Source organism: Cryobacterium sp. TmT2-59, assembly GCF_004403545.1.
Taxonomy (GTDB): Bacteria; Actinomycetota; Actinomycetes; order Actinomycetales; family Microbacteriaceae; genus Cryobacterium; species Cryobacterium shii.
Genome location: NZ_SOGM01000088.1, coordinates 41,123 through 54,515, shown reverse-complemented (window position 1 = coordinate 54,515; position 13,393 = coordinate 41,123). Strand labels below are relative to the sequence as shown.

Annotated in this window: 14 protein-coding genes; 4 read left to right on the top strand and 10 right to left on the bottom strand. The window is 65.6% G+C overall.

Features of this window, described 5'->3' with window-relative positions; translation table 11 throughout:
- Positions 1–40 precede the first annotated feature (40 nt).
- The 10 genes from E3T24_RS13960 to E3T24_RS13915 all read right to left on the bottom strand — a co-directional run bounded on the left by E3T24_RS13960 (position 41) and on the right by E3T24_RS13915 (position 8,127).
- On the bottom strand, positions 41–307 hold the full coding sequence (locus tag E3T24_RS13960; protein WP_134434742.1) for a DUF6112 family protein: 267 nt from the start codon (positions 305–307) through the stop codon (positions 41–43).
- 2 nt (positions 308–309) lie between these two features.
- Positions 310–1,482, bottom strand: a complete 1,173-nt coding sequence (locus E3T24_RS13955; protein WP_134434741.1) for a M23 family metallopeptidase — start codon at positions 1,480–1,482, stop codon at positions 310–312.
- 12 nt (positions 1,483–1,494) lie between these two features.
- Entirely contained in the window at positions 1,495–2,175 is a 681-nt protein-coding gene (locus tag E3T24_RS13950; RefSeq protein ID WP_134434740.1) for a hypothetical protein, read from the bottom strand.
- Complete coding sequence (locus E3T24_RS13945) at positions 2,175–3,149, bottom strand: ParB N-terminal domain-containing protein (RefSeq protein WP_134434739.1); 975 nt, start codon at positions 3,147–3,149, stop codon at positions 2,175–2,177. Before E3T24_RS13945 ends, E3T24_RS13950 begins: the two co-directional genes overlap by 1 nt.
- 4 nt (positions 3,150–3,153) lie before the next feature.
- Positions 3,154–3,993 (bottom strand): hypothetical protein, encoded by an 840-nt coding sequence (locus tag E3T24_RS13940; RefSeq protein ID WP_134434738.1) that lies wholly within the window; start codon positions 3,991–3,993, stop codon positions 3,154–3,156.
- A gap of 79 nt (positions 3,994–4,072) precedes the next feature.
- Positions 4,073–4,483, bottom strand: coding sequence for a hypothetical protein (locus E3T24_RS13935; protein ID WP_134434737.1), 411 nt, complete (start codon positions 4,481–4,483; stop codon positions 4,073–4,075).
- Complete coding sequence (locus tag E3T24_RS13930; RefSeq protein ID WP_241978709.1) at positions 4,480–5,124, bottom strand: DUF2637 domain-containing protein; 645 nt, start codon at positions 5,122–5,124, stop codon at positions 4,480–4,482. The genes E3T24_RS13935 and E3T24_RS13930 overlap by 4 nt, the downstream gene beginning before the upstream one ends.
- A complete protein-coding gene (locus E3T24_RS13925; protein ID WP_134434736.1) occupies positions 5,121–6,023 on the bottom strand; it encodes a bifunctional DNA primase/polymerase in 903 nt (300 codons plus the stop codon). Before E3T24_RS13925 ends, E3T24_RS13930 begins: the two co-directional genes overlap by 4 nt.
- Entirely contained in the window at positions 6,023–7,105 is a 1,083-nt protein-coding gene (locus tag E3T24_RS13920; RefSeq protein WP_134434735.1) for an ArdC family protein, read from the bottom strand. Before E3T24_RS13920 ends, E3T24_RS13925 begins: the two co-directional genes overlap by 1 nt.
- A gap of 158 nt (positions 7,106–7,263) precedes the next feature.
- Positions 7,264–8,127, bottom strand: coding sequence for a helix-turn-helix transcriptional regulator (locus E3T24_RS13915; protein WP_166789213.1), 864 nt, complete (start codon positions 8,125–8,127; stop codon positions 7,264–7,266).
- A 263-nt stretch (positions 8,128–8,390) separates the two neighbouring features.
- Between E3T24_RS13915 and E3T24_RS13910 the strand changes: the two genes are divergently transcribed.
- From E3T24_RS13910 to brxC, 4 genes are all read left to right on the top strand, one after another.
- Entirely contained in the window at positions 8,391–8,582 is a 192-nt protein-coding gene (locus E3T24_RS13910; protein ID WP_134434733.1) for a helix-turn-helix domain-containing protein, read from the top strand.
- 79 nt (positions 8,583–8,661) lie between these two features.
- The gene (locus E3T24_RS13905; RefSeq protein ID WP_241978708.1) at positions 8,662–9,285 is read left to right on the top strand and encodes a DUF1819 family protein; all 624 of its coding nucleotides are present in this window, start codon (positions 8,662–8,664) and stop codon (positions 9,283–9,285) included.
- Positions 9,282–9,881: a DUF1788 domain-containing protein gene (locus tag E3T24_RS13900; protein ID WP_134434731.1), complete on the top strand. Its 600-nt coding sequence runs from the start codon at positions 9,282–9,284 to the stop codon at positions 9,879–9,881. Before E3T24_RS13905 ends, E3T24_RS13900 begins: the two co-directional genes overlap by 4 nt.
- Before the next feature lie 4 nt (positions 9,882–9,885).
- Positions 9,886–13,380, top strand: a complete 3,495-nt coding sequence (brxC, locus tag E3T24_RS13895) for a BREX system P-loop protein BrxC (RefSeq protein WP_134434730.1) — start codon at positions 9,886–9,888, stop codon at positions 13,378–13,380.
- Positions 13,381–13,393: the final 13 nt, after the last annotated feature.

Sequence of the window (13,393 nt, the reverse complement as noted above, 5' to 3'; positions counted from 1 at the left end):
CGGGCCATCACAATCTGGCTCAAGCCGTTAGGAGACAGTCCTAGATACTTGCACCGACGCCAAGCAGGAAGTTGACCCAGGTGACGCCGGCCCCGGCCAGGGCTGCGGCTCCGATGGAGACGAGGAAGCCGGTGCGGGCGCGGACGGCTGACGAGATGTTGCCGCTCGACGACGAGATCGCCCATACGATCGCACAAATGACGAGCATCAGCACGGCGAAGATCAGCACGAAGGTCAGAAGCGCGCCGACGATCGCGCGCAGCTCGGCGGTGCCGCCGACGGCTCCGAAGTCGGGGAAAATATCCATCGCTACGCCGCCTGTCCTGCCGTGCACAGTGCCGCGGTCGTCGTGGCATCGAGGTTCTCGACCCCGTGCTCGGCGAGCCACACCTCGGCATCGATGGCCGCAGAGGTCGTCCCGCCGGGGCGGATCTCGAAGTGGAGATGTGCGCCTGTTGACTTGCCGGACGATCCCACGTCGCCGATGTGCTGACCCGCGAGGACCCGATCGCCCGCGGTGACGTAGATGCCGTACTGCCACATGTGCGCGTAGGCGGAGGCGATGCGTCGGCCGCCGATTGTGTGCTCGATGATGATGAGTCCGCCGTAACCCCCTGAGAGGCCGGCATAGCTGACCACGCCATCGGCGAGCGCGAAGATCGACGTACCTTCAGCCGCTGCGAGGTCGGTGCCGGAGTGGAACGCTGGCTCGCCCGTGTAGGGGTCGGCGCGCCAGCCGAAGTCGTCCGAGTTCACCCACGTCCCCGACGGCAGCGGGAAGACGAGTCTCGTCGACTCGGGAACGCCGTCGAGCGGGACGCCCTCTGCCGTCGTCGGGGCACGACGGGTGAGCGCGGCGATGATCGCCTCGGCGACGGGCCGGTAGTCCTGGTATCGGTCGGGGTAGGCCGAGACCTCGACGGCCTGGGCAGCTTCGCCGGGGTCCATGCTCTGCCAGCCAGGGATGTCGAGCAGGCCGCGGGGCGACGGGTAGTTCGGCCCAATAGGCCCGCCGTAGAACGCCTTCGACTGGTAGTCGGAGTCCATCAAGTCGGCGACTGTGCCCCAGCCCGCGGTCGGGCGCATCTGGAAGAGCCCGAGCGAATCGTGGTCAGAGCCCTCGCCGTCGTTCGGATAGTCGGCGGACTCCGGGTAAGCCGACGAGTTGGCCAGCATCCGCAACCGCGACTCGGTCAGCGCGGCCATCAGCGCGACCGCGACACCCGAGCGTCCGACACCCTCGGTTTGGGCTCCGACCGTGATGACCGTTGCGGCGTGCGTGAGTTGCTGGTGGTCAAGCGTCACCGTCGCTCCCGACTGCATTGTCGCGGTGAGCGATTCGGGCACCACCCCGACGGTGAGTGAGGTCGATGAGAGGCACGCCGCGATGGCCGCCGGTGACATCAGCACGCCGACGCTGAGTAGGCCTGCGGCCGGGAACGCAGCGACCAGCACGACGAGTGTTAGGACGACCTTCTTCATTGGCGTATCCGCTCATCGCAGAGGGTTGTCGAGCTGGGAGAGTCGCAGCACGTGGCAGGTATCGAAAGTGGGCTGGCAGGTCACAATCACCGTGAACGCCGCGCCCCGCGCGGACTCGACAGGTTCAGTGCCGGAGATGCCGTCCCGGTGCCGTGTGCCGCTGATCGTATAGGCGATCGTTCCGGGCAGGAGCTGGCCGGGTGCTGCCTGGTCCAGCGCGTCGGCCCACGAGTCCGGCACATGCGCTTCGTCGATCGTGAGCCATTGGCGAGTCTGCATGGTTTGCAACTGCGCCCACGCCTCCGCTGTCGGCAGATAGCTTCGTACGTCGGAGGCGAGACCGGCCGCTTCTTCGCCGGACGGGTCGCCGACGTCCACGATGACCTGCGCGTAGTCGGTCGGTTCGTAATCGCTCGCCGTATCCCAGGCGAACAGCGCCTCGGCGACGGCGCGCGCGAAGCCCTCGGCATCCGCTGTCGAACGAATGCCCGGCAGTGAGGGAATCGTGTCGGTCGGCGTCGGGATCGCGGGCGCAGGCCCGGGAGTTTCGCGGGGCACATCACTCGCCGTGGTGGGTGCGGATCTCGGAGCGAGGAGCAGCCCATAGAGACCGACACCGACGAGCGCCGCGAGCACCGCGGCGGCGACGGCGAGGACGATGATGAGACGGCGGGGAAATCGAGACGGCGGCATTAGGCGCTCTCCTTTGACCGTAGCTGGCGGGCTTCTCGTGCGGCAGCGAAGAACTCGTTGGTGGCCGCGACGGTCGTCTCGACATGCGCCCACTGCGCAGCGCTGAGCGCGGGGCCGACTTCTTCGGGGTCGAAGTGTGCCCACCAGCCGTCGAGGTCATCCCAGGTCAGAGTGAAGGCGCGCAGCGGATAGCGCACTGGCTCGGCTGGCGCGACGGAAGGATTCACGCCGCGCTTGCGCCCTTGTTTCGCGCGCTCCAGCGCCTCGACAGCAAGTTGCTCCAGATCGGGCGGCTCGGGTTCGTCCTGCGGAATCGCGAGCATCGAGTGGGTGCGTGCGTGCGCGGCCGTGATCGACGCTCCGGCCTCGATTGACCCCAGCTCCGAGCGTGCGAAGGCACGAACATCCTCGGGCTGCTTCGGGTCGTTGGCGATGCGCTGGAGGTCGTTGATCTGCTCCAGGCTTGTGTACGACTTGCGGCCGGTGACCATCATCGCGGCCTGTGTGCGCGACTTGCCGGAGGTCCCGATTAGCGGTGGTGCCGTGACGGCACCACCATTCTTTGCCGTGATCTTCCCGCTTGCGCCGAACTGCGTCGTCTCCTGCCGACGTGCGGCATCCTCCGCCATGAGTGCCTTCAGCTCGCGGTACAGTGCCGCCGCCTCGATCTGCGTGAACGGCTTGTGGAGCACGTTGTCGGCCTGCTCGGCCATGAGCCGTTGCAGCCGGTCGGAGATGCCCGCCCGCACGAATACGTTGACCGTCTTGTACCCGAGCTGGTGCAGCGCGGCGAGGCGGCGTGCGCCGCACACGAGCAGGCCCTCGGGAGTGACCGTCGGCGGCTGCAAGAGCCCCTCGCGTTCGATTGAGGCAGCCAGTGCGTCGATGTCGCCCAGCTCGGTGCGGTGACGGCTGCCGACGACGATCGAGTCGATCGTGCGCTCCAGCTCGATGTGCCCCGTGTTCGCTCTCATCCCGTCACCTCGCTCCAGCAGGGGTCGGGGCGGCGAGTCCGACGAGCAGCACGAGGTCGTCATCGGTGAGCAGCGACCGCAGCGGCTCACCGATGAGTAGCCGCAGCAACACGCCGCGGCCGACGGCGGTGTGGGTCTGGTCGGGGTCGGGATTGCCGAGGATGGCGCGCAGCAGCGAGTGCCACGAGGTCGAGGGGATATCGAGCAGCGCGCGGGCGTGGAGGTCGCGCCGCAGCGACTCGGCGGCGCTCGCTCGGGAGGGCGCTTCGCTCAGCCGCATGCAGATGTACTCGACGGCGGTGCGCGCGGTGCGCTCCGGCCAGCCGAGGAGGGAGAGCAGGGCAATCGCGTCTTCGACTGCCCTGACGATGCCGGTCGGTCGTTCGTCGTTCATAGTGTTGTCGTCGATTTCCGAGTTCGGGTTGACACGGAATGCCGCGTGGTAGTCGGTGAGCGGGTTCTCACGGTCGCTGAACCGTTCGGCATCGTGGAAGCTCGAATACTGTGGTCGCCGCGCCTGGTGCGTCGAGCAGAGGAGCCCGTTCGCGCGTTCCTCAGCGATCAGCGTGACCTGGACGGCCCGCGTGATCACCGCCCAAGGATCGTTAGCGTTGCGCACCGCGGGTGTGCGCATTGCGTCGAATGCCGCGCCTGCGGCCTCCCACTGGTCGAGACCGTGCTTTCGTGCAAGTGCCACGTACCGAGCTGCCGTGTACTCCATGAGCGCCGTGGCCTCCGGGTCGCGACGCCAGGCACCCTCACCCTCGCGGTGCAGGCGGATGAGCAGTGCGCGCAGTCCCTCCGACGTCTTGAACGCCAGGGACGAGTCGGGCTGGTCGGCCATGTACGGGCCACCTCGTGACGGGGAGGTGCACACGTCGTCGCCGGCAGCGGAGTGAGGGGAGCGGGGTGACATGGGCAGCTCACTGTCTTCCGATGGCGTCGCGGCCGAGCGAGGGATGGTGCACGCCGGAGTTACCGAACGCCGCCAGTGGCGCCAGGCGGCGGGTGCGCTCTCGGATGCCGTGCCGGGTCGCTGCGGCTGCTTGCACCGGCAGTGCACGGGTGCGGCGGGCCAGCTCGGCCTGGAAGTCGATGCCGCGCCCCACAACTCGCCCTGTCGTCGTGGGAATCAGCTCGGTCGGCCGCACCCAGATGACAGCCCGGCGCAACTTCTCCTCTTCCGACATCGCCGGAGTCGAGGCTTTGACCCGCGATGGGTCACCGTGCCTCGCCAGTTCCGAGACCTCAGCGGCAGGCTCGGGGCTCTTCGAATCGACCTCGCGGGGGGCTTGGTCGATGTGCTGCGGGTCGTCCCGCGTGGCGTCGTTCACAGCGCGCCTCCTTCCTGGATGGCAGCCGCGGCGATGGCAGGCGGTGCGAGCCAGCGCCCGACAGTGGACGGATGCACGCCCGTCGCACGCGCGATCGCCTTGTTCGTCATGCCGTCCTCCTTCATTCGCAGGGCGAGTTCTTTAGGGGGTAGGTGCACAGCCGTCTCCGCCTGCCGCACGACGGCATGAGCTGCCAGTTCATGCTCGACCGGCTTGGGGTCCACGCGAAAGCGCCGCGTGAGTACGACGGTCAGGTGCGTGATTGCCAGCAGCACGAGCGGCGGAACGGCCGCGACCGCTCCGGCCAGCGCCGCAGGCACGTCGGCATCGGCGGCGACCACGGCATGAATTGCGTTCGCTGCGACCGACACCGCGGCACCCGCCATGAGTAGGAGCCACGGATACCAGGCCTCACGCTGCTGGGCGAGCGCGACCACCGAGACGGTGGAGACGACGATGATCCCGTCCACGATGAGCGGCCAGGCCCACGCCTGGCGCGCGTCCACGCCGGAGCGGCGCGCGAGGTCCGCGAGCGCGGTGAACGACAACCAAAACGCTCCAGCGGCGATGAACACGGTCCCGGCCACTGCGGTCCATACCGCGAGTCGCCCGGTTGGCCGCTGCACGTCGCCGGGGATCACGAGAGCACCTGTCCCATAGATGGCCGCGACGTGAGCCTCGGCTCTTCGACGTGTACGGATGCCGGAGCCGCAGCACCCGCGGCGGCGCGGTGCGCCGAGCGGATTGTCGCCGCGACCTCGGGCGTGGGCAGCCCGGCATGCTCAGCGGCCGGCGCCAGTGCGGCGCGGATGCTGTCGGGGGCGAGCCCTGACTCGGCCAGGCGACAGGAGGCCCAGAAGAGCCCGCGGTTCCGTTCGCCTTCACCGCGGGTGGCGACCCACCGGGCGATCCGCTCGACGTCGAGGTCAACGCTGCGGCGCATGGTGGCGGCGAGCGCTGCGGGCCACACCGGACGCGGCTGGAGGAAGTCGCGCAACGCGCGAGCGTCGACGGGCACGGGGTCCGACTTGCCCGCGCTGATCAGCTCGTACGAAGACGGCCCCACACCTGTGACGACGACCGAGGGCGGCACGACGACGTAGCCGCCTGCGCCGCGGAAGTCGATTCCGGCGCTCGCCGCCTGCCATGACGGCTGCACCTGGTCTGGGTCGGCCGGGTAGTAGGCATGGATGCCGCCCGAGGGTGTGCGCACGAAGGCGGCCCAGTGATCGGTCAGCCCTTCTCGTCGGGCGCGCTCGAATGCCGCGAAGCCGCGGATCGCCCCGTGCACGTCGACGTCGACGACCTCCAGCCCCGAGGCGGTTCCGGTCGGCATCCCGACGTTGGCGCGCGGCCACCGTGCCCACCAGCGGGCGACTTGCGAGGGGTCGGTGCTCGCGTCGTGAAATCCGTGCGTGGTGAGCGGGCGCTTGCCGCCAGCCGCGCAGGGGAAGACAGGGATGCCCGCCTCGGCATACTGCCGGGCTGCGGTCGTAGGGTCGTGCCCTGTGACCGATGCGAGGAGGCGTGCAATGTCCATCACAGGCTCCGACCGACGAGTTCGGCGGTGCGCGTCTGCGGCGCGATGACTTCCGGCTCCGCGGCCTCGGCGGTCGCCCGCTCCGTGGTGCGCCCGTTCGCCTCGCGGGTCAGGCCGGGAGGATCGCCGCCGCCGATCTGCACCGTCGGGAGCTCGGCGAGAATCTTCACCGCGGTCGCGCACACACGCTCCCCGGTTGCCTGCACAACTTCGACGGCGGACCTGCCCTCGACCGAGGTTGCCCACGACGAGACGTAGGGGATGGTGTAGCTCGTGGTGTCGAGGCCGTGCGCCGCGCCGATCATTAGCGCGACGGACTCGGCTTCGACCTCACCGATGCCGCGGTGGCGGACGGCATCCGGGTTATCGGGGCCGTGCAGCATGACGTGCGCCAGCTCGTGTGTGAGGGTTTTCACCTGAGCGGCATCGTCCATGTCCTGCCGTACGGCGACGGTGCGCGCTGAGTAGTCGGTGAGCCCGTTTGCGCCGAGGATGAGACCGGCGTGCGCGACGTGCAGCACGGCGAAACCGCGCGCCTGAATGAGCTGCGCGAGGCCGTCCCACAGCCCGGCGGGTGCTTCGCCTTCGAGCAGCCTGGGGCTGGGCTGCTCGGGGATCGGGTCGCCCGCGGTCTGTGTGACGTCCCAGACGTAGACGGGACGGACGCCGACCATCTTCGAGCGGACGATCTCACCGGGCCGCGGCTTCTCGTTTCGCTCCAGTCGCCGCCAGGATTGGGGATCGAACGGCGTCGCGGTGGCGAAGCGTGCCGTGACGGGAGCCTGGATCATGTAGCCCGCCTGGCCCTTGAGTACCGACCGGCCAAGCGAGAGCCACTGCTTGAATCCGGCGACGTAGCTCGGCATCGGCTCGGGCACTCGGCCGGCCTCGAAGGCGGCCATATGCTGCACCCAGATGAGCAGCGTGTTGTTGAACGACCGAGTGCGGAAGCGCGCAGCGAACTCGATCGCACGCGCCCAGTCGGTGCCCGAGACGAGCTGCTCGACCGCCCCTGTGAGCTGTTCGTGCAGCGCGTCGATTTTTGCCTCGCGCGCGGCGCGTGACTCCTCCCAACTCGTCATTTGGGCACCTCCTGTCGCCTGGTCGGGAGCCGGTGGGCTCTTGTCGATCAGGTGCGCCAGGGTTGCCGGGAGACGGTCGAGGGAGGTAGGTCACGCCGTCAGGAGTGGATGCGCCTGACGCTGGATGCATTCGGGCATAACACGAGGCGGGCGGCGCTTCAGGCGGTGCGCTCGATTGCGTCCCTATCCCGGTCGGGTATGTCCACATTGCGAACGCCGGTCAGGCTTCGATACTGATCGGGGGTGACGCCTATGCTGCGCCGGAACACCTCGATGGCATGGCTACGACTGCGCCATCCGACCTGGGACGCAGCTGCCGCGACGGTCATGTTGGTCTCGGCCAGTAGCCGTGCCATCTCCCGGGCGCGCATCATCGACAGGTAAACCATCGGCGTCTTGCCGAACGCGGTCGAGAACACGCGCGTGAGCTGGCGGCGCGACAGGTGCACCTCTTCTGCGAGGTCACCGATTGACCAGTGCCTCGCCGGGTCGGCGTGTAATGCGCGGCGCGCGGCGAGTGCTTCACCTCGCAGCGGGGCGAACTTGCGGTTGCGTGGCGGCGCGGGCACCGTGAGCGTGCTCGTCGTGGGCGATGTGCTGGGAGGTGTCACACCGATGAGCGGCGCGACGACGTGCAGCAGCTCGGACACGAGCGACTGGGCGTGGTAGAACTCGTCCGCTCCGAGCGCCAGGCTGTCCCTCAGGTCGTCAAAGACCAGGCCGATGTGGTGCGCTGTCTCGGGTGCGGGGCGCACGTAGGTCAGTGGCGGCAGAAACTCGCGCCTCATCGTGTAGGCGCGCAGCGATTCGCGGTCATGGCCGATGGGCGCGAGCTGCCACACCCACAGGTCGAAGAGGTAGTCGGTGTCGATGTAGAGCGTCGAGATCGTGACCGCCTGCTCGGGCGCCCCTCCGCAGAGCGTCGCGGTGCGCAGGAACACGAGGTCGCCCTCGCTGGCGAACGTCGTGTCGCTTTCCGTCGTGAGGATCGTCGATCCCTCGCGGATGAGCAGCAGCTTCACGCAGTCGAAGGCGACAGGGGGCACCGCCCGTCGGAACTCTCTGGTCTCGACGGCGATTGGCCCGTAGCGGATGCTGCCACCGGAGCCATTGCCCGTGAGCGACGCGTGCCCCATATCCAATTGTCACCTGTACTGGGGGGAGCGCAAGGGGGCGTTAGGCGGCGTCACACGGCTAAACCCGGTAAAACCCGGTCAGCCTTCGCTCATTGGCCGATAAGGTGGGCGTATCCGTGTTCCGATGTGCGCCGAGTGGAGATTCTTTGATGGCTGAGCCCTGGCTGTCGGCAGACCAGATTGCTGCCCATCTCGGTGTCACGAAAGACACGGTGTACGCCTGGATCGCCGAGAAGGGGATGCCCGCACACAAGATCGGGCGCCTCTGGAAGTTCCAGATCAGCGAGGTCGACGAGTGGGTGCGCAGCGGCGGCGCGTCGATCGTTGTCGGAGACCCCTGACCCAACGGTTGCCACTCGGTCGATGTCGGTCGGTGGTCGTAGGCTGTACGACTTGCCATTTTTAGGAAGGAGGTGCGGATTGACGAATGAACATGTCACCGTCGAGCGCTATGCCCTGTCGTTCACCAGCGGCGCTCTCCTGTCTCGTGAAGCCGTCATCGCCGCTCCTCTCTATCTGCGCGAGCGCGACTGGGCGCGTGTGCGTGAACTGATCAGAGAGAACAACCTTCTTCAGTCGCGCACCATATCGTCGGGGTTCCGCCTCGCGCGCGAGGTCGCGCAACGTCTTGCCGTCCTGACGGACAATGAACTTGAGTTGCTGATCGAAGCGACAGCGACGGAACGTGGCCACCTCATGTGGGTTGCGGCATGCCGTCGCTATACGTTGATCGGCGACTTCGCCGAGGAGGTTGTCCGCGAGCGATTCATTCTGCTGACCCCGACCCTGAGCTATGACGACTTCGACAGCTTTGTTCGAGGCAAGGCCCTGTGGCATTCCGAGCTCGCAGAACTCAAAGACTCCACCATGCAAAAGATTCGTTCCACGATGTTCCGAATGCTGACCGAAGCGGGCTTGCTGTCTGAGCGTGGCGACATCCTCCAGGCGGTGCCGTCCGAACGGGTAATTGACGCGCTCGGCGTTAGTAGACCGAGCGACGTTCGGTTCCTACCAACGATCGTCCCGGGGAGGGACACACGATGACCCCCAGTGAACTGTCCCGCCAGGAAGAACACCTTTTCGCGGTGCTCAGCGGCAGTAGATTCCTGCGGATGGAGGGCCTCAGCAATGAGGTTCCGTTTTTCATCTACCCATACGACGCCGAAGATGCGCTCGCGGTCGCCGACTCCAAGAAGCGAATCAAGAGGCGGTTGGCAAACAAGGGCATCGTGGTTCGCGAGGTGAACCTCTACGACCTGACCGTAGAGATACTCAAGGACCGCGGGGACTGGAACGAAGTACTCGAAGTCGAGCCGCAGTTGGACAAGTCCGAATTCACAGAGATGCTGCAATCGATGCTCAATCCGCAGCAGCACCTGGCTCCGGCGATCCGAGAGAAGATCGCGGACGGCGCCTTCGACATCTTCTTCCTCACCGGCATCGGCGAGGTATTTCCGTACATCCGTTCGCACAACGTGCTGAACAACCTGCAGAGTGTGGTCAGTGGCAAGCCGATGCTCATGTTCTTTCCGGGCCGGTACGAGCAGTCCAACACTCTTGGGTCGTCGCTCGTTCTGTTCGGACAGTTGATGGACGACCAGTACTACCGAGCCAAGAACATCTTGGAACAGGAGGCTTGACTCGATGAATCTCAACGCGATATTTGCCAAGGATGTGCAGCGCCCGATCGAGGGTGTCATCAAGGCTGATGACACCGCTCACCTCAGCACGGAGGTCGACGAGTACGTCCTGACGAATGAGGCTGCCAAGGGCCTGGAACTGCTGCTCGAGGCGTATACGAACTACACCAACGCCAACGGCGTGTGGATCTCGGGTTTCTTCGGCTCGGGCAAGTCGCACCTGCTCAAGATGCTCGCCCACCTGCTTGGTGATGTGCAGGGACAAGACTTCTCGCGCCAGCGCGTTTCCGAGAGCTTCGGTGTGAAGGCACAAGGCGCGTTCCTGCCTGCGCTGCTCGGGAAGGCCGACCGCATCCCGGCGAAGAGCCTCCTGTTCAACATCGACCAAAAAGCGACCCTCATCAGCAAGGACCAGTCGGACGCCCTGCTGAAGGTGTTCGTGAAGGTTTTCGACGAGTCCCGCGGTTACTACGGCGATCAAGGTCACGTTGCCCGATTTGAGCGCCAGATGGACGAGGAAGGACAGCTGGAGGCGTTCACGAAAGCCTTCAATTCCATCTCGGGCCGCGACTGGGTTGAACGCCGACCAAGCTTCGGGCTCCCGACGGTTCGCAAACAGGTCAATGATGCCTACGCGCAGGTCACTGGTGTGGACACTTCGAGCGCTCCGGACATCCTTGCGACCTATCAGGCAACCTATGCGGTCTCGATCGAGGATTTCGCCGACGAGGTAAAGGCGTGGCTCGACAAGCAGGTGCCCGGCTTCCGGCTGAACTTCTATGTCGACGAGGTGGGGCAGTTCATCGGGTCGAACACGCATCTGATGTTGAATTTGCAGACGATTGCGGAGTCTCTGAACACGAAGTGCCAGGGGCGGGCGTGGGTGTTCGTGACGTCGCAGGAGGACATGGACAAGGTCGTCGGTGACCGCACCAAGCAACAGGGCAACGACTTCTCGAAGATCCAGGCCCGTTTCAAGACGCGGGTGAAGTTGACGAGCGCGGATGTCGAGGAGGTCATTCGCAAGCGTTTGCTGGAGAAGAACTCGCAGGGCGCTGCCGCGCTGAGCGCGATCTACGCGGCGGAGTCGGCAAACTTCAAGACCCTGTTCGATTTCGTCGACGGTGCGAAGACGTACCGCAACTACACCGACGAGGGCCACTTCGTCGGCACCTACCCATTCGTGAGCTACCAGTTTCCGCTGTTCCAGGCGGCGATCGAGGGCATCTCCGATCACAACGTGTTCGAGGGGCGCAACAGCTCGGTTGGCGAGCGGTCGATGCTCGGCGTCGTGCAACAAGTCGCCAAAGACATCGGCGACGTCAGGGTCGGCACTCTCGCCACCTTTGACCACATGTTCGCGGGCATCCGCGCCTCCCTGAAGTCAGCCTCGCAGCGCTCGATCGACGTTGCCGAGCGCAACCTCGACAACGAGCTGGCTGTGCGTCTACTTAAGGCGTTGTTCTTGATCAAGTATGTCGAGAGCTTCCAGGCCACCGCGCGCAACCTCACCGTGCTGGTCTACGACCGGTTTGGCCTCGATTTGCCTGCTCTGTCGAAGCAGGTGCAGGAGGCGCTGACGCTGCTGGAGACGCAGACGTACGTGCAGCGCAGCGGCAACGTCTACGAGTACCTGACCAACGAGGAGCAGGTGATCGAGGAGGAAATCAAGAACGTCGACATCGACGCCTCCGAGGTCGCTGGCCGTTTGTTCAAGATCCTCTCGCAGGATGTCGTTCGCACAAGCAAGCTGCGCTACGCCAAGAACGGGCAGGATTTTGCCTTTGGATACAAGCTTGACGACCAGGTGTACGGGCAACAGCGCGAGCTGTCGGTGCACTTCATCACCCCTGAGTATCCGTACGACGCCCAGACGATCCGGGCACATAGCACCGGAAAGGACGAGCTCCGCGTGATCCTTGGGCCCGATGAACGGGTGCTCTCGGATCTTCGGTTGCTGATCAAGACCGAGAAGTACACCAAGCGCAAGCAGACCACTTCGCTGTCGGCGGTCGAAGACCAGATCTTGCGCTCGAAGGCCGCGCTGAACGTGGAGCGCGAGAAGGAACTCGTCGAGCGGATCCGTCGCGCGGCTGGCAAGGCCGAGCTCGTGATCAACGCTGCCAATGTGACCTCGGGCTCGCAGGATGCGCTCGCGCGGGTCACGGACGGGTTTCAGGACCTCATCGCCCGCACCTACACCCAGCTCAGTTTGCTCGGAGGTACGAGTTACACCGAGCAGCAGGTCGCTGGGTTCGCCAACCCCAACCAGTCGGGGCTGATCGATGATCCGTCGCTGTCGAAGCTCGCCGCGCCCGGTGACGAGGTGCTCTCGCACGTGCTGCGACGTGACCGGCTCGGCGAGCAGGTGACCGTCAAATCGATCGTCGATACTTTCCAGGCCAAGCCGTATGGCTGGGACCTCGCCTCGATCGAGGTCGTGATCGCTTGGCTAGTCGGGGCATCGAAGATCATTCTCACCGTCGATGCCAACGCTCTCAAGCGCAGCGAGGTCGCCGGCGTGCTTCGTAACACGCAGAAGCACTCGCACGCCGTCGTTGCACCCCAAAAGACGTTCGACGAGCGCAAAGTCGCTGCATTTCGCTCCTTCTGCACCGACTTCTTCGACGAGGCCACCGCACCCAAAGACTCGCTCGAACTCGCCCGCCACGGCAGCGACAAGTTGCGTGGCAAGCTCGACGAACTGAAGGCGCGGGTGACCGGATCGAAGTACCCGTTCGTGTCTCAGCTTGACGCGTCGATCTCGCTTCTTGAGCAGGTGGTTGGTAAGCCCGACGAGTGGTACCTGTCGGAATTCGCACTCGGCGACGAGCTGCTCGACGCCAAGGAGAGCGTGATTGATCCGATCCAAGCGTTCCTCGGCGGCGGGCAGCGGGCGATTTTCGACGACGCGGCCGAACTGTTGCGGTCGAACGTCAGCAACCTCGGTTATCTCGCCGCAGACAGCGACGTGGAGGTCACGGCTTTGCTCGATGACCCCCAGGCGTTTCGCGGCAACCGCATGGCCCAGCTTAAGCAGGCAGCCGACGCCCTTCGGGCTCGAATCGACGAGGTCCTCGCGGCGAACCGTGCAGGGGCTATTGCGGAGATCGAGTCACGCAGAACTGCGCTGCTCGGCAGCACGATCTACCGCGACGCGACCGAAGACGCACAACAGCGCGTCGTCAGGACGGTCGATCAGCTGATCACCCGCATCGGCGACGAGCCTCAAATTGCACTCATCCGCGAGCTGGGGAACAGCTTCGAGGAGACCCTCTTCCCCGCACTGCTCGATCAGCTCGCCGCAACAGCGCGGCCAGCCGAGGGGACTGACGATCCAGCACCCGCTCCGGTCAAGCAGACTATCTCGGTCAAGACGATCACAGCTACCGGCGTGCATGGCGTTCTGGAGACACCCGAAGACGTCGACCGGTATGTCGCGGCACTCCGAACGTCGCTAATCGACGCGCTCAATGACGGAAAGCGGATCGCCCTGTAATGGAAAAGACACA

What these genes read in the sequence shown, in the direction of transcription:
- E3T24_RS13960 (WP_134434742.1), bottom strand. Translation starts at nt 307, where the DNA reads ATGGATATTTTCCCCGACTTCGGAGCCGTCGGCGGCACCGCCGAGCTG.
- E3T24_RS13955 (WP_134434741.1), bottom strand. Translation starts at nt 1,482, where the DNA reads ATGAAGAAGGTCGTCCTAACACTCGTCGTGCTGGTCGCTGCGTTCCCG.
- E3T24_RS13950 (WP_134434740.1), bottom strand. Translation starts at nt 2,175, where the DNA reads ATGCCGCCGTCTCGATTTCCCCGCCGTCTCATCATCGTCCTCGCCGTC.
- E3T24_RS13945 (WP_134434739.1), bottom strand. Translation starts at nt 3,149, where the DNA reads ATGAGAGCGAACACGGGGCACATCGAGCTGGAGCGCACGATCGACTCG.
- E3T24_RS13940 (WP_134434738.1), bottom strand. Translation starts at nt 3,993, where the DNA reads ATGGCCGACCAGCCCGACTCGTCCCTGGCGTTCAAGACGTCGGAGGGA.
- E3T24_RS13925 (WP_134434736.1), bottom strand. Translation starts at nt 6,023, where the DNA reads ATGGACATTGCACGCCTCCTCGCATCGGTCACAGGGCACGACCCTACG.
- E3T24_RS13920 (WP_134434735.1), bottom strand. Translation starts at nt 7,105, where the DNA reads ATGACGAGTTGGGAGGAGTCACGCGCCGCGCGCGAGGCAAAAATCGAC.
- E3T24_RS13910 (WP_134434733.1), top strand. Translation starts at nt 8,391, where the DNA reads ATGGCTGAGCCCTGGCTGTCGGCAGACCAGATTGCTGCCCATCTCGGT.
- E3T24_RS13900 (WP_134434731.1), top strand. Translation starts at nt 9,282, where the DNA reads ATGACCCCCAGTGAACTGTCCCGCCAGGAAGAACACCTTTTCGCGGTG.
- brxC (WP_134434730.1), top strand. Translation starts at nt 9,886, where the DNA reads ATGAATCTCAACGCGATATTTGCCAAGGATGTGCAGCGCCCGATCGAG.